The 14,153-nt window shown below is 67.4% G+C and carries 15 protein-coding genes; 1 reads left to right on the forward strand and 14 read right to left on the reverse strand.

Annotated features, from left to right (window positions below):
* Window positions 1-417: 417 nt before the first annotated feature.
* Together K6K41_RS28100 and K6K41_RS28105 are read right to left on the reverse strand one after the other, a co-directional pair.
* Window positions 418-648: a hypothetical protein gene (locus tag K6K41_RS28100; protein WP_261403254.1), complete on the reverse strand. Its 231-nt coding sequence runs from the start codon at window positions 646-648 to the stop codon at window positions 418-420.
* Window positions 649-880: 232 nt separating this feature from the next.
* Window positions 881-1,831: an NAD(P)H-dependent flavin oxidoreductase gene (locus tag K6K41_RS28105; RefSeq protein WP_261403255.1), complete on the reverse strand. Its 951-nt coding sequence runs from the start codon at window positions 1,829-1,831 to the stop codon at window positions 881-883.
* Between the two features lie 155 nt (window positions 1,832-1,986).
* Here K6K41_RS28105 and K6K41_RS28110 point away from each other — a divergent pair, with 155 nt between their 5' ends.
* Complete coding sequence (locus K6K41_RS28110) at window positions 1,987-2,766, forward strand: hypothetical protein (RefSeq protein ID WP_261403256.1); 780 nt, start codon at window positions 1,987-1,989, stop codon at window positions 2,764-2,766.
* A 21-nt stretch (window positions 2,767-2,787) separates the two neighbouring features.
* On the opposite strand, the gene lipA is transcribed toward K6K41_RS28110, so the two are convergent.
* The 12 genes from lipA to K6K41_RS28170 form a co-directional block, all read right to left on the reverse strand.
* Entirely contained in the window at window positions 2,788-3,762 is a 975-nt protein-coding gene (gene lipA, locus K6K41_RS28115) for a lipoyl synthase (RefSeq protein ID WP_261403257.1), read from the reverse strand.
* A gap of 177 nt (window positions 3,763-3,939) precedes the next feature.
* Window positions 3,940-4,200, reverse strand: a complete 261-nt coding sequence (locus tag K6K41_RS28120; RefSeq protein WP_261403258.1) for a GlsB/YeaQ/YmgE family stress response membrane protein — start codon at window positions 4,198-4,200, stop codon at window positions 3,940-3,942.
* A 257-nt stretch (window positions 4,201-4,457) separates the two neighbouring features.
* The gene (gene lpdA, locus K6K41_RS28125; RefSeq protein ID WP_261403259.1) at window positions 4,458-5,897 is read right to left on the reverse strand and encodes a dihydrolipoyl dehydrogenase; all 1,440 of its coding nucleotides are present in this window, start codon (window positions 5,895-5,897) and stop codon (window positions 4,458-4,460) included.
* On the reverse strand, window positions 5,890-6,510 hold the full coding sequence (locus K6K41_RS28130) for a nucleoside 2-deoxyribosyltransferase (RefSeq protein WP_261403260.1): 621 nt from the start codon (window positions 6,508-6,510) through the stop codon (window positions 5,890-5,892). The genes lpdA and K6K41_RS28130 overlap by 8 nt, the downstream gene beginning before the upstream one ends.
* Before the next feature lie 15 nt (window positions 6,511-6,525).
* Window positions 6,526-6,903, reverse strand: coding sequence for a tautomerase family protein (locus tag K6K41_RS28135; RefSeq protein WP_261403261.1), 378 nt, complete (start codon window positions 6,901-6,903; stop codon window positions 6,526-6,528).
* Between the two features lie 176 nt (window positions 6,904-7,079).
* Window positions 7,080-8,459, reverse strand: coding sequence for a pyruvate dehydrogenase complex dihydrolipoamide acetyltransferase (locus K6K41_RS28140; RefSeq protein ID WP_261403262.1), 1,380 nt, complete (start codon window positions 8,457-8,459; stop codon window positions 7,080-7,082).
* Window positions 8,460-8,515: 56 nt separating this feature from the next.
* Complete coding sequence (locus K6K41_RS28145) at window positions 8,516-8,683, reverse strand: hypothetical protein (protein WP_261403263.1); 168 nt, start codon at window positions 8,681-8,683, stop codon at window positions 8,516-8,518.
* A gap of 13 nt (window positions 8,684-8,696) precedes the next feature.
* A complete protein-coding gene (locus K6K41_RS28150) occupies window positions 8,697-8,996 on the reverse strand; it encodes a DUF5076 domain-containing protein (RefSeq protein WP_261403264.1) in 300 nt (99 codons plus the stop codon).
* Complete coding sequence (locus tag K6K41_RS28155; protein WP_261403265.1) at window positions 8,996-10,417, reverse strand: pyruvate dehydrogenase complex E1 component subunit beta; 1,422 nt, start codon at window positions 10,415-10,417, stop codon at window positions 8,996-8,998. Before K6K41_RS28155 ends, K6K41_RS28150 begins: the two co-directional genes overlap by 1 nt.
* An 89-nt stretch (window positions 10,418-10,506) precedes the next feature.
* Window positions 10,507-11,607 (reverse strand): pyruvate dehydrogenase (acetyl-transferring) E1 component subunit alpha, encoded by a 1,101-nt coding sequence (pdhA, locus tag K6K41_RS28160; protein WP_378148373.1) that lies wholly within the window; start codon window positions 11,605-11,607, stop codon window positions 10,507-10,509.
* Between the two features lie 182 nt (window positions 11,608-11,789).
* Window positions 11,790-12,101: an FtsB family cell division protein gene (locus K6K41_RS28165; RefSeq protein WP_261403266.1), complete on the reverse strand. Its 312-nt coding sequence runs from the start codon at window positions 12,099-12,101 to the stop codon at window positions 11,790-11,792.
* A 48-nt stretch (window positions 12,102-12,149) separates the two neighbouring features.
* Window positions 12,150-13,976, reverse strand: a complete 1,827-nt coding sequence (locus K6K41_RS28170) for a potassium/proton antiporter (protein ID WP_261403267.1) — start codon at window positions 13,974-13,976, stop codon at window positions 12,150-12,152.
* Window positions 13,977-14,153: the final 177 nt, after the last annotated feature.

Here is a 14,153-nt window from a genome sequence, read left to right on the forward strand (position 1 = left end):
GAGGTCGTCTGTCGGGAGCTCGCCCTTCTGGAATTTGAGAAGCCCGCGGCGAAAGCCCAGGCTTTCGGTATGGCAGGAGTCGGTGACGAGCCCCGTCCATGTCTCGGGCTCGCCTCACCCAATGTTCTGGAAGCCGGCGCCACGCCATTCGGCGCAGGTGGTCGCAGGTCGACTTGGCGACGGCGCCCGGCACCTGCAGATAGCCGTCTCGGGCGAACCGCTCGAACTGGTCGTCAGACAGCATCGCGAGCCCCCGCCCCGGTTGCATCCAGGATCGTCCCACCGGCGACTGGGCGGCGTCAAGCGCGAGCCAGTCAGGCGTTTTGGCGAATCCCGCGCCGTCTCCGCATCGCCACCTATGCGGGTTTTATCCCGGCGGGTTCGCCTGCTTTCACGACGGATCCGCTAGAGCGTGGGTCAGGGCCTTGGAGCTCCGATGTCTCCGACGAAGGCCGCCTCGCCTCGCAGAGGTCCGAAGGTTTCGATCGAACGGGTGGGATTGGGGCCCGACACGACCGGAGCGTCGACCGAGACGTCCGCGGCCGCGGCCGCGACGGTCAGAGCCAGGGATTCTTCGGCCACGTTGACGGCCCAGAACAGCGGATTGCCGGTCGGCCCGGTTTCGAAGGCGATAAGCCAGCCATCCACGCCCTCCGCATCCTCGACGTTCACTGGCGCTGTCCTTCATCCGGTTAGGGCGAGACGCCGGCCGCAAAGGTCGGCGCCTCTGGCCGTCTCCGGGTTTGGAGGGATCGGAGGCGGTTGCGCCATTCTACGCGGCGAGGACGTAGAGGGACTTCCGCCGTCATGCGGCCCTCGGTCGCCCGACTTTTGTCTTGGCCGAAGGGCGCTCGCTCAAGGATGGCCGCCGCCGCGCCCGTTACGCGGCTGCGAGGTCGGCTTTGGCGGCGCCGTATTCCGCGACCATCCGGGCGATGGTTTCGCCAGCGCTCGGCGCGTCCGAGATCGCGCCGAGGCCTTGTCCTGCGCCCCAGATGTCCCGCCAGGCCTTTGCGGCGGATCCGAAATCCATCTTCGACTTGTCGGCGTCGGGCAGCGCCTCGGGATCGAGCCCGGAGGCCGCGATCGACGGCTTCAGATAGTTGCCGTGCACGCCCGTGAAGAGCGACGAATAGACGATGTCGCTCGCGGCGCCCGCCACCAGCATCTCCTTGTAGCGCGGGTCGGCGTTGGCCTCCTTCGTCGATGAAGCGCGTGCCGACATAAGCGAGGTCCGCGCCCGCCGCCTGCGCGGCGAGCACCGCCCTTCCGTCGCGATGGCGCCCGACAGCACGATCGGACCGTCGAAGATCGCCCTCACCTCCTGGGTCAGCGCGAACGGGCTGAGCATGCCGGCATGGCCTCCTGCGCCCGCGCAGACGAGGATCAGCCCGTCGACGCCCGCCTCGAGCGCCTTTTCGGCGTGGCGGACCGAGATCACGTCGTGCAGCACGACGCCGCCCCAGTCATGCGCCGCTTTGACCACTTCGTTCGGCGAGCGCAGCGAGGTGATGACGATCGGGACGCGACGGCGGGCGCAGACGGTCATGTCCTCGCCGAGGCGCGCATTCGAGGAATGGACGATCTGGTTCACGGCGTAAGGCGCGACCGGCGCGCCGGGATTGGCGTCGGCGAAGGCTGTAAGCTCGTCCTCGATCCGGCCGAGCCAGACGTCGAGCTGATCGGCGGGCCGCGCGTTCAGCGCCGGGAAAGAACCGACCACGCCCGCCTTGCACTGGGCCACGACGAGCTCGGGGCCCGAGACGATGAACATCGGCGCGCCGATCACGGGGATCGACAGCCGACCTTCGAGAAGCTTGGGAAGCGGCATGAGCGGCTTGATCCTCTTGAAGGTGTGCAGGAGCAATAGCCGAGGCGCCGCGCTTCGTCATCCGCCTCGTGATCGGCGCGGGTCTTGTGTCGCCGGTCGCCCCACGTAAGCTCGCAGCGACGCGCGCCGCCCGGCTCGCGCCTCGGAGGATCGAGATGCGCGCCGGACTGCTCGTCGCCTCGCTCGCCGTCGTCGCGGCGCCCGCTCCCGCCTTCTCCGAGATCGGCTCGTCGCGAAAAGTCGCCTGCGCCGCGCCGACGCTTCTGCAATGCTCGATCGTCGCGCCGGGCTTCACCAACTGGATCATCGCGCCGTTCGGCCTGGCGCCGAGCGACGCCGAGATCGCAGCCCAGGCGTGCCGCACGGGCGTCGTTTCGGCGAAGCGGCGACCGCCGGGGGAAGAGATCGTCAGGCAGACGACCGTGGTCGACGTGATTTGCGGGACGGCGCCGACCGAAGCCCGGCGCGCGCCGCCAATCAGAACGCCCGCTGTGGAGAGGGCCGCCCTGCCGGACCGGGCGCGAACGGTCGAGCGGACGCCGGTGCTCGCGGGCTCGCCGCAGGATTTCGAACCGGACGTCGCGCCCCGCCGCCGGAGCCCGCAAGCATCCGAGCGACCGCCCCGCGCCGAGCGCCTGTCGGAGCGTTCGGAGACGCGCCGCCGCGTTCGCGAGCCGGATCAGGATGCGCTTCCCTCGCGCGTCAGGCAGCCGGTCGAAGATCGCGTGGCGGCGCCTACCGTTCGACCAGGCCCGATCGCAGCTCCCGAGCGACTTCCGGAGCCCCCTCCGCCGGCGCCTGCGACCGCCGCCGACGTCCGGCCCGAGCCGCCACGGTCGGAAACGCCGCCCTCTCCTCCGGCCCCGTCGACGCCACGGCCGGCGCCCCCTTCAAAATGGAAGGACGATCCCTCGATCTCCTACGACCACTTCTGACGGGGCTTTAGCGGACGAGACCTACTCTGCCGCGACAGCCGCCGGCCGCCTGGCCGCGCGGGCGGCCTTGAGCCGAGCGAAGTCTTCGCCCGCATGGTGGGACGAGCGGGTGAGCGGGCTCGCCGACACCATCAGGAAGCTCTTGGCGTAGGCCATCGTCTCGTAGGACCGGAACTCGTCCGGCGTCACGAACCGCATGACCGCGTGGTGTTTCTTGGTCGGCTGCAGGTACTGGCCGATGGTCAGGAAATCGACGTCGGCGGAGCGCAGGTCGTCCATCAGCTGGAGGACCTCGTTCCGCTCCTCGCCGAGACCCACCATGATGCCGGACTTGGTGAAGATCTCCGGATCGAGCTCCTTCACGCGCTGCAACAGACGCAGGGAATGAAAGTAGCGAGCGCCGGGGCGGACCGTGAGGTAGAGCGACGGCACGCATTCGAGATTGTGGTTGAAGACGTCGGGCTTCGCCGCGACCACTGTCTCGAGCGCGCCGTCCTTTCGCAGGAAGTCGGGCGTCAGGATCTCGATCGTGGTCTGCGGGCTCGCGCGCCGGATCGCGCCGATGACGTCGGCGAAGTGCTTCGCTCCGCCGTCGGCGAGGTCGTCGCGGTCGACCGAGGTGATGACGACGTGGTGGAGGCCGAGCTTGGCGACGGCGTCCGCGACCCGTTCCGGCTCGCCGGCGTCGACAGCCTCGGGCATGCCGGTGCGCACGTTGCAGAACGCGCAGGCGCGGGTGCAGGTGTCGCCGAGGATCATGAAGGTCGCGTGCTTCTTCGACCAGCACTCCCCGATGTTCGGGCAGCCGGCCTCCTCGCACACCGTCACAAGCTTGTTGGCGCGAACGATCTCGTTGGTCTCGCGCCAGACCGGCGAGCCCGGCGCCTTGACGCGGATCCAGTCCGGCTTGGCGAGCTTGAGCGTGTCTTCGCGGCGCGCCTTTTCAGGATGACGCGCGCGGGGAAGTCCATTCGTTCGGTCGAGAACCGTGACCATGGCGCCCAGATCGTGACGCGGCGGAGGATACGCAACGGGCCGCCGCGAATGAAAAAGGAGAGCGGGCGTTTCGCCTGCTCTCCTTGTGAATTTAACCGAGGCCGGAGCCCGCGTCATCCGCTGCTCCGCGCCCGCAGAGCGGACGCGGCGCGAATGCAGGGCTCAGGTCGATGCGCGTCAGGCCGCGCGCCGCCCGCGGATCGCCCGCCAGACGAAGATCAGCAGGCACGCGCCAGCGATCGCCACGATGCACTGCCAGATCCAGCCGCCGGGCGGCACGACGCCGATCGCGCCGAGGATCGCGTTCATCACCAGCGCCCCGACGATCCCGAGGATGATGTTCATGATCAGTCCCATGTCGGACTTCATGATCTGCTCGGCGATCCATCCGGCGATGCCGCCGAGGATGATCGCCATTAACCAGCCGACGCCTGTCATTCCTGCATAACTCCCGCGAAGCGTTGTCCCGTCGCGTAAAGAACTCGGGCGGCGCCGACCAAGTTCCAGTAGGGCAGGAATAAATTACTGATAGCGGGCGTGTGATATGTCCGCCGCGCGCCCACTCCGCCCTCATGCCCGCGCGGCGACACAGGCGCCCACGACTTTCTGAGATCGTGAAACGCGACGACGAAGTCGTGGATATCCGGCTTCGCCGGGCATGACGGTCGAGGCGCGTCCGCCCGAATGGATACGCCTCAGGTGTGGATCACCCGCCCGTAAGCGTCGAGCACGCTCTCGTGCATCATTTCGGAGAGCGTCGGGTGCGGGAACACCGCATGCATCAGCTCTTCCTCGGTGGTCTCGAGGTTCATGGCGATGACGAAGCCCTGGATGAGCTCGGTGACTTCCGCGCCGACCATATGGGCTCCCAGAAGCTCGCCGGTCTCGGCGTCGAAGATGGTCTTCACCAGCCCATCGGGCTCGCCGAGCGCGATCGCCTTGCCGTTGCCGTTGAACGGGAAGCGGCCGACCTTGACCTTGCGGCCCTGCTCATTGGCCTTCTTTTCCGTCAGCCCGACCGAGGCGATCTGCGGCTGGCAATAGGTGCAGCCCGGGATCTTGGCCTTGTCCATCGGATGGACGTCGAGACCCTTGATGCCCTCGACGCAGATCACGCCCTCGTGCTCGGCCTTGTGGGCGAGCATCGGCGGACCGGCGACGTCGCCGATGGCGTAGACGCCCTTCACATTGGTGCGGCCCAGCCCGTCGGTGACCACGCAGCCCTTTTCAGTCTTCACGCCGAGCGCCTCGAGGCCGAGGTTCTCGATGTTGCCGACGACCCCGACCGCCGAGATGACGCGGTCCACTTTGAGCTTCTCGGTCTTGCCGTCGGACAGCTCGATCGTCGCGGTGACGTCGTTCGAGCCCTTGTCGAGCTTCGTGACCTTCGCGCCGGAGAGGATCTTCATCCCCTGCTTCTCGAAGCGCTTTCGGGCGTGCGCCGCGATCTCCTCGTCCTCGACGGGCAGGATCTGCGGCAGCACTTCGACGACCGTGACTTCGGCGCCCATGTATCGATAGAAGCTTGCGAATTCGATGCCGATCGCGCCCGAGCCGATCACCAGCAGCGACTTCGGCATCTCGGTCGGGACCATGGCGTCGAAATAGGTCCAGACGAGCTTCTTGTCGCCCTCGAGGCCCGGCAGCGAGCGGGGCCGCGCGCCGGTCGCGACGATGACGTGCTTGGCCGAATAGGTCCCCTCCCCGAGCGCGCCCTTGGGCGCAGGGACGGGAGGGCCCTGCACGGACTTCTTGGGGCCTACGACCTTCACCTCTCCGGGTTTCGTGATGGTCGCCTCGCCCCAGATGACGTCGACCTTGTTCTTCTTCATCAGGAACCCGACGCCGCCATTGAGCTGCGACGACACCCCGCGCGATCGCTTCACCACCGCGGCGATGTCGAAGCCGACCTTCTCGGCTTTCAGGCCGTAGGCGTCGGGGTGCTGCATGTAGTGGTAGACCTCGGCCGAACGGAGCAGCGCCTTGGTGGGGATGCAGCCCCAGTTGAGGCAAATGCCGCCCAGATGTTCGCGCTCCACCACGGCGGTCTTGAAGCCGAGCTGCGCCGAGCGGATGGCCGTGACGTAGCCGCCCGGCCCGCCGCCGATGATGAGCACGTCGTATGCGTCAGCCATGGGTGGTCCCTGCGGTTTTCTTGTGTGTCGGCGGCTCTGCGGCCGCAGCGAAAGCGAGGCGCTTTGAAGCCGCCGCGAGGCAGGCCTCGAACGGATCAAGGCCGCCCGGCGCGGCCCAGGGGCCGCCCGCGGAGGTGAAGAAGCGCCCGCCCGAGGCCGTGATGGCCTCGATGAGCATCAGATTGTCGGCGAGCCCGAAATCCTCGACCACGAGACCGTCCGCGTGCAGCAGGCGGCCGTCGGGCAGAACTTCGAGATTGTCGCGGGATACCCCGCCGACCGTGCGCTCGAACAGCGGTTCAGCCGCGGCCGAAAACCCGTAGACCGGCGTCCCGGCCGCGAAGGCGAAACCGAGTTCGAAGGCGGTGCCGGGATCGGCGCTTGGCGATCGGAACGGCGACAGCTCCGCGATCACGACGTCGGCTTCGCGCATCATCGCGATGTTGGCCCGGAAGATCGCGCCGGCGAGGTCATGGGCGGCGAGCCCGTCGAGCGCCTGGTCGAACGGATGCAGCGCCTCGACGCCATAGGTCGCGCAGAGCTCCTTGCGCCGGGCGGCGATCTCCGCCGCGTCGGCGCGGAAGACGTCCGGGCCGGCGAGATAGGCTTTCATCGCGCGGCGCCCGCCTCAGGCATATTGCGCGATCCCGTCGCCGAACGACCAGTTCTCCTTCTTCACCTCGACGAGGCTGATGAAGACGTTGTTCCTGGCGACGCCCGCGGCCTCGAACTTGTCGGCGATCGAGGCGTAGAGCGCCTTCTTCATCTCGAGGCTGCGGCCCTCGTTGCAGGTGATCTGGACGATCACCAGGCCGTCGTCATGCGCCACGCCGAGATAGGACTTGGCGTAGGAGAACTCCGCCTTGCCGTGCTCGTGCATGACCACGAACTTGTCGTCTTCCGGCACGTTGAAGACCTCGCGCATGGCGTCATAGACGCCCTCGCACATGGCGTGCTTGACGGCCTCATTGTGGCCCTTCAGGAGCGAGATGCGGACGAGGGGCATGGGGTCAGGCTCTCATTTGGGGAAACGAACTGCGTGCTTCGAGACGCTTCGCTGGCGCGAAGCTCCTCAGCATGAGGGACGGCTGAGGTTCGCCATTTCTCCACAGCCCACATGCTGAGGAGCCGGCCCGGAAGGGACGGCGTCTCGAAGCACGCAGAACCACGGAGGCTCGCCTTCTAGACCAGCATGCCCATCGGGTTCTCGATCAGGCGCTTGATCGCCGAGATCAGCGTCGCCCCGAGCGCACCGTCGACCGAGCGATGGTCGCAGGAGAGCGTCAGGCTCATCACGGTCGCGGCGACGATCTGGTCGCCCTTCACCACCGCGCGCTTCTCGCCGCCGCCGACCGCCAGGATGGTCGAATGCGGCGGGTTGATCACCGCGGTGAAGTCCTTGACGCCGAACATGCCGAGGTTCGAGACCGCCGTGGTGCCGCCCTGGTACTCCTCGGGCTTCAGCTTGCGCTCCTTGGCGCGGGCCGAAAAGTCCTTCATTTCCTTGGCGATCGTCGAGAGCGTCTTGGTCTCGACCGCGCGGATGATCGGCGTGATCAGGCCGTTGCCCGGAAGCGCCACCGCGACGCCGACGTCGGCGTGCTTGTGTTTCAGCATCGCGCCTTCGGTCCAGGAGACGTTGGCGTCCGGCACCTGCGCGAGCGCGACGCCGAGCGCCTTGATCACCATGTCGTTGACCGAGACCTTCCAATCCGGCTTGCCGTCCTTCTGGGGCGCGGAAGCGTTGATCTGCTCGCGCAGCTTCAGCAGCGCGTCGATCTCGCAATCCACTGTCACGTAGAAGGTCGGCACCGTCTGGCGCGCCTCGGTCATGCGGCGCGCGATGGTCTTGCGCATCCCGTCGTGCGGAATTTCCTCGAAGGATCCTTCGGGGAAGAGCTTCTTGATGGCCTCGTCAGACGCAGGCGCCGAAGCCTTGGCTGCGGGAGCCGGCGCGTCGGCGGACGTCGCGGCAGGCGCGGCCGCTTGCTTGGCGCCGCCGGACGCCTTCGCGCCTTCGACGTCCGCCTTCACCACGCGGCCATGCGGGCCCGAGCCGGAGACCGCCGAGAGGTCGATCCCGGCCTCCTTGGCGAGACGGCGGGCGAGCGGCGAGGCGAAGACGCGCGCGCCCTTGTCGTGGCCGTTCGAGGCCGGCTTGGCTTCGGCCTTGGGCTCCGGCTTCGGCGCCTCTTCCGACTTCGGAGCCTCGGCCTTGGAGGCCTCAGGCTTTGAGGCTTCGGGTTTGGGCGCTTCAGCCTTCGCGGGTTCGGGCGCCGCCTTCGCGTCGCCGGCGTCCTTCAGCGCGCTCTCGTCCTCGCCGTCGCCCAGCAGGATCGCGATCAGCTCGTTCACGGCGACGTCCGCGGTGCCTTCGGCGACAAGGATCTTGGCGATCTTGCCCTCGTCGACGGCCTCCACCTCCATCGTCGCCTTGTCGGTCTCGATCTCGGCGATGACGTCGCCGGACTTGACCTCGTCGCCCTCCTTCACGAGCCATTTGGCGAGATTGCCCTTTTCCATCGTGGGCGAGAGCGCGGGCATCAGAATGTTGGTCGGCATCGGTCTTCAGGCCTCTTCGGAAGGCTTCTGGGGCGTATCGGGCGTTTCGATCGGTCTCAGCGCTTCATGAACCGGTCGAGGACCATGCGGATCAGCGTATGCGCCGCGCGGCTCTGGGCCTCGCCGATCGAAGTCGGCGGGAGCCGGCGGGGTCCGGTTCCGGTCTGCGCGTGGCGGCGGCGCAGAAATTCGTTCGCGGCGATCTTGATGAGGCGGCCGATCATCTATCGATACCCCTCACTGGATCGCCTGCGTGGTGGAGTCGCGCGGCGCGTCCCATTCGGCATCGAGCGTCGCCTTGATGGCCTCGAGCGCCTCGTCCTGCGAGCAGACGTTCTCGGTCTCGAAGATCTTGGCGACGTGCCGGGCGACGTCGGAGAGCAGCACGCCCCAGACCGCCGGGTCCTCGAAGCCCCGTTGCAAAGAGACATGAAGCCCGCTGTCGACGATCCAGGCGCGCAGCACTTCCGAGGCCTCCTTGGCCTCGTGGGCCGCGAAGGGCACGGCGAGCTCCCTGGGCGCGCCGGGGGCCGCCATCAGCGGTAACAGACGGATTTCGCCGCCTGGACCACTTCATCGACGCTCGGCAGCGCGAGCTTCTCGAGATTCGCCGCGTAGGGCATCGGCACGTCCTTGCCGGTGACGCGCACGACCGGAGCGTCGAGCCAGTCGAAGGCGTGTTCCATCATCCGCGCGGCGATCTCGGCGCCGACGCCGGACTGCGCCCAGCCCTCCTCCACCGTCACGATGCGGCCGGTCTTCTTGACCGACTCCACGATCGTATCGGTGTCCATCGGGCGGATGGTGCGCAGATCGATGACCTCGGCCTCGATCCCCTCCTCGGCGAGCTTTTCGGCGGCTTTGAGCGCATAGGTCATGCCGATCGACCAGGAGACGATCGTCACGTCCTTGCCCGGCCGGGCGATCTTGGCCTTGCCGATCGGCACGATGTAGTCGTCGAGCTTCGGCACGGGGAACGACTGGCCGTAGAGGATTTCGTTCTCGAGGAAGATCACCGTGTTCTCGTCGCGGATCGCGGCCTTCAGCAGGCCCTTGGCGTCGGCGGCGGTGTAGGGGGCGATGACGGTGAGACCCGGCACGTTCGAGTACCAGGCGGTGTAGTCCTGGCTGTGCTGGGCCGCGACGCGAGCCGCGGCGCCGTTCGGGCCGCGGAACACGATCGAGCAGCCCATCTGTCCGCCGGACATGTAGAGCGTCTTGGCGGCCGAGTTGATGATCTGGTCGATCGCCTGCATGGCGAAGTTGAAGGTCATGAACTCGACCACGGGCTTGAGGCCCGCAAGCGCCGCGCCGACGCCGACGCCTGCGAAACCGTGCTCGGTGATCGGCGTGTCGATGACGCGGTCGGGGCCGAACTCGGTCAGCATGCCCTGCGTGATCTTGTAGGCGCCCTGATACTCGGCGACCTCCTCGCCCATCACGAAGACGCGGTCGTCCTTGCGCATCTCCTCGGCCATCGCGTCGCGGAGCGCCTCGCGCACCGTCATTGTGACCATCTCGGTCCCCTCGGGGACGTCGGGTTCGGGCTGCGTCTTCGGCTGGGGAGGGTTGGCGGCGGCGGATTCGACCTTGGCGGACGCGTCCTTCTTCGGCTCGGCCTTGGCCTCTTCTTCGGCCTTGGTCGGCTCCTCGGCCTCGGCTTCCTTGGCCTTGGCGGGAGCGGCGGCGCCATTCTTCAGCGCGCTTTCGTCCTCGCCGTCGCCGAGAATGAGCGCGATCGGGGTGTTGACCTTGACGTCGTCGGTCCCCTCCTCGATCAGCAGCTTGCCGATCTTGCCCTCGTCGACCGCCTCGACCTCCATCGTGGCCTTGTCGGTCTCGATCTCCGCGATCACGTCGCCGGAGGTGACGCTGTCGCCTTCCTTCTTCAGCCACTTGGCGAGCTTGCCCGCCTCCATGGTCGGCGACAGCGCCGGCATGAGGACTTCGATCGGCATGGGACGTCCCTTTCGCCCAGAGGGCTTATTGTCTTGAGCGCCCCCGTCTTCGCAGGGGCTTGTTCGGTCGACCGTCTCAGGGACCGCGATCAGCGCAGAATGTCGGTCCAGAGCTCGGACGGATCGGGCTCAGGATCGTTGGTCGCGAATTCGGCGGCCGCGTTGACGATCTCGCGGACCTCCTTGTCGACCGCCTTCAGGTCGTCCTCGCTTGCGAAACCGGCCTCGATCAGGCGCTTGCGCACCATCTCGATCGGGTCATGGGTCTCGCGCATCTTCTGGACCTCCTCCTTGGACCGGTACTTCGCCGGGTCCGACATGGAGTGGCCGCGATAGCGGTAAGTGACCATCTCGAGAATATAGGGGCCCTTGCCGGACCGGGCGTGCTTCACGGCGCGGTCGCCCGCGGCCTTCACGGCGCGCACGTCCATGCCGTCGACCTGCTCGCCCGGGATTTCGAAGCTCGCGCCGCGCTGGCTGAGATTGGTGTTCGACGAGGCGCGCTCGACCGAGGTGCCCATGCCGTACTTGTTGTTCTCGATGACGTAGACGACCGGCAGGCTCCAGAGCTTCGCCATGTTGAAGCTCTCGTAGACCTGCCCCTGGTTGGAGGCGCCGTCGCCGAAGTAGGCGAGCGTCACGCTGTCGTTCTTGCGGTACTTGTTGGCGAAGGCGAGCCCGGTGCCGAGCGAGACCTGAGCGCCGACGATGCCATGGCCGCCGTAAAACTGCTTCTCGACGCTGAACATGTGCATCGAGCCGCCCTTGCCCTTGGAGTAGCCGCCGCGGCGCCCCGTGAGCTCGGCCATCACGCCCTTCGGGTCCATCTCGCAGGCGAGCATATGGCCGTGGTCGCGGTAGCCGGTGATGACCTGGTCGCCCTGCTTGAGCGCCATCTGCATGCCGACCACAACGGCTTCCTGGCCGATATAGAGGTGGCAGAAGCCGCCGATGAGGCCCATGCCGTAGAGCTGTCCGGCCTTCTCCTCGAAGCGGCGGATCAGCAGCATTTCCCGATGGGCGTGGAGTTCCTGGTCCTTGTCGAAGGACAGAGCGCCGGAGGATTTGGTCGAAGCGGATTTCGCGGGGGCCGACTTGGCCGCGGGGGATTTGTCCGCGGCCGCTCGCGAAGCGCCGGCGGAGGATTTCGCGGCGCGTTTCGGCGCGGCCTTAGCGGCTGTGGCTACCATGACGTCCCCTTGGTCGTTTCTTTTGTCTTTTTAACCAAGCTAAGGCGCCGGCCACGCGAAAGCGAGCCGACCCCTGCCTGAGCGTTGGTTGGAAACCTGACAGAAGCTAGACCAAAGTCGCAAGCCCGCCCCGCCACACGTTTCCGCATGGCTGTCCCGCGCCGCCTGCGAAAGACGAGGGGTCAGTCGTTCTGAAGGACGCGGTCGGCGGGGCTTAGCCAGCCAAGGTCGGAACGGGCCTGTTCGTCAAGAAGATCGGGGTCGAGACGCTCGGACGTCATCAGGTCGATGCGGTGTTCGACGGAGGAGCGCTCCGCCTTCACTTCTGCGAGACGGGTCTCGAGCTTGGCGATCTCCTCCTGCATCGCCTTGCTGGCGACGAGGCCGTGAGCGCCCACATAGGCCTGCTGCCCGAAATACGTCACCGCTCCCGCGGCGACGATCCAGAGCGCGAGCTGGGCGGCGACCATGCGCCATTTGGTCCGGACGATCATGGGACGAGCATGCGTCCGACATGGTTTCCAAACCGTTTAGAGGCGCCGTCAGCCAGCCCCGATCTGCGCCTTCACTTTCTCGGCGAGGCGCTGGATCGTGGCCGCCGGCCCGGCCTTGGCGGGCGTCTCGGCGGCGGGCGCGAGCGAGGTCATCGGCTGGTCCGGCCCCTCGTCCTCGATGCGCAGGCCCGCGCGGGTCACGCGGCCTTCGTCGACCGCCCGCACGATGAGCGTCGCCGGTCCGAGCTCGAGCAGGTCGCCGACCGCCGGCTCGTTCTCGAACCGCGCGGAGAACACTTCGGCGACCGTCAGTCCGGCCTCCTCCGCGTCGACGCCGAGGCCGTAGAGCTCGACCAGCGTCGCGAGCGGGGTTTCGCCGCGCATCGGGAACTCGCCGAGCGACGGACGCGCCCTGCCCGCTTCGGTCGACGCGAACAGTCCGTCGAGTTCGGAGACGCGTTCGGGCTCGGTGAGAAAGTAGCCGTAATCCCCGGGCTTCAGCGCGCCGGCCTGGAGCGGATCGAGAATCCGGTCGTCGCGCACCACGAAGACCGGCTTCGCCCATTTCGGCACCGAATCGCGGTTGAGGATCGGGCAGTGCGGCGTGACCACGTAGCCGACCATCTCCTGCGACAGCTGGCCCGGCAGATCGATCTCGACGCGGTGGACGCTTCGCGTCATCTGGCGCACGGCGAGATGGAGGCGCTTCGCCAGCGGCGTGATGGTCCAGCCCTGGACGATCAGCGAGACGATCACCACCACGAAGGCGACGTTGAAATAGATCTCGGCGTTCGGGACCTTGGCGAGCGTCGGGATCGCCGCGAGAAAGATCGAAACGGCGCCGCGCAGGCCGACCCAGCCGACGAACGCGATCTCCTTCCGCGAAAAACCGAACGGCAGCAGGCAGAGCGCGACGGCGACCGGACGCGCGACGAAGATCAGCACGACCGAGATCGCCAGCGCCGGCAGGATGGAGGAGATCATGGTGGAGGGCGTCACCAGCAGCCCCAGCACCATGAACATCACGATCTGGCAGAGCCACGTCACCGTGTCGTGGAACGCGATGATCGACGGCAGAGCGCGCACCGGCCGGTTGCCGACGATGATGCCCGCCAGATAGACGGCGAGGAAACCCGAGCCGTGCAGGACCGCGGTGAGCGAGAACAGCGCCACCACGAACGCCACGACGAACAGCGGGTGGAGGCCCGACGGCAGGTCGACGCGATTCAGCATGAAGGCGAGCGCGAATCCCCCCGCGACGCCCGCGAGGCCGCCGATCAGCGCCTCTTGGAGGAAGTGGCCGACGATCGCCCCGGTCGTATGGCCTGCGGCCGACGTCACGAGCCCGACGAGCAGCACGGTGAGGAACACCGCGACCGGATCGTTGGTGCTCGATTCAATTTCGAGGGTCGCCCCGACGCGGCGCTGAAGCTGCAGGCCGCTCGCCCGGATGAGGAAGAACACCGCGGCCGCGTCGGTGGAGGCGATGGTCGCGCCGATCAGCAGTCCCTCGATCCAGCGCAAGCCCAACGCCCAGGCGGCGAAGGCGCCGATCAGTCCTGCGGTGATGAGCACGCCGACGGTCGCAAGGCTCACCGCCGGCCAGAGCGCTCCTGCCAGATGCGATATCCGCGTCCTGAGCCCGCCGTCGAACAGGATAATGGCGAGCGCGATCGACCCGATCAGGTAGGTCACACGGTAGTTGTCGAACGCGATGCCGCCGGGGCCGTCTTCGCCAGACAGCATGCCGATCAGCAGGAAGACGAGCAGCAGAGGCGCGCCGAACCGCGACGCCACGAGCGACGACAGGATTCCCACGAGCATCAGCGCCGCGCCGAACAGCAGGATGGCGTTGACGACCGCGATGTTTTCCATGCCCGCCCGATTGGAGACGAGGCGACGACAGGAGAGCGCCCGCGGTTCCCCTCGCGGTCGTCGTCCGAGCGCCGAAGCCTCAGAGAGATCGATCGAATTTCGTGGACGATTGGCGCGATATCAAGGCGGCGTGAGCCGCGCGTGAGCGCTACTTTGGCCGATGCAGGACGCCCAAGA

The organism is Chenggangzhangella methanolivorans, from assembly GCF_019797865.1.
GTDB lineage: Bacteria > Pseudomonadota > Alphaproteobacteria > Rhizobiales > Methylopilaceae > Methylopila > Methylopila methanolivorans.

Excerpts from the sequence above, each read along its gene's own strand:
- K6K41_RS28105 (WP_261403255.1), bottom strand. The coding sequence starts at position 1,831 with ATGCCGCTTCCCAAGCTTCTCGAAGGTCGGCTGTCGATCCCCGTGATC.
- K6K41_RS28110 (WP_261403256.1), top strand. The coding sequence starts at position 1,987 with ATGCGCGCCGGACTGCTCGTCGCCTCGCTCGCCGTCGTCGCGGCGCCC.
- lipA (WP_261403257.1), bottom strand. The coding sequence starts at position 3,762 with ATGGTCACGGTTCTCGACCGAACGAATGGACTTCCCCGCGCGCGTCAT.
- K6K41_RS28120 (WP_261403258.1), bottom strand. The coding sequence starts at position 4,200 with ATGACAGGCGTCGGCTGGTTAATGGCGATCATCCTCGGCGGCATCGCC.
- lpdA (WP_261403259.1), bottom strand. The coding sequence starts at position 5,897 with ATGGCTGACGCATACGACGTGCTCATCATCGGCGGCGGGCCGGGCGGC.
- K6K41_RS28130 (WP_261403260.1), bottom strand. The coding sequence starts at position 6,510 with ATGAAAGCCTATCTCGCCGGCCCGGACGTCTTCCGCGCCGACGCGGCG.
- K6K41_RS28135 (WP_261403261.1), bottom strand. The coding sequence starts at position 6,903 with ATGCCCCTCGTCCGCATCTCGCTCCTGAAGGGCCACAATGAGGCCGTC.
- K6K41_RS28140 (WP_261403262.1), bottom strand. The coding sequence starts at position 8,459 with ATGCCGACCAACATTCTGATGCCCGCGCTCTCGCCCACGATGGAAAAG.
- K6K41_RS28145 (WP_261403263.1), bottom strand. The coding sequence starts at position 8,683 with ATGATCGGCCGCCTCATCAAGATCGCCGCGAACGAATTTCTGCGCCGC.
- K6K41_RS28150 (WP_261403264.1), bottom strand. The coding sequence starts at position 8,996 with ATGGCGGCCCCCGGCGCGCCCAGGGAGCTCGCCGTGCCCTTCGCGGCC.
- K6K41_RS28155 (WP_261403265.1), bottom strand. The coding sequence starts at position 10,417 with ATGCCGATCGAAGTCCTCATGCCGGCGCTGTCGCCGACCATGGAGGCG.
- pdhA (WP_378148373.1), bottom strand. The coding sequence starts at position 11,607 with ATGGTAGCCACAGCCGCTAAGGCCGCGCCGAAACGCGCCGCGAAATCC.
- K6K41_RS28165 (WP_261403266.1), bottom strand. The coding sequence starts at position 12,101 with ATGATCGTCCGGACCAAATGGCGCATGGTCGCCGCCCAGCTCGCGCTC.
- K6K41_RS28170 (WP_261403267.1), bottom strand. The coding sequence starts at position 13,976 with ATGGAAAACATCGCGGTCGTCAACGCCATCCTGCTGTTCGGCGCGGCG.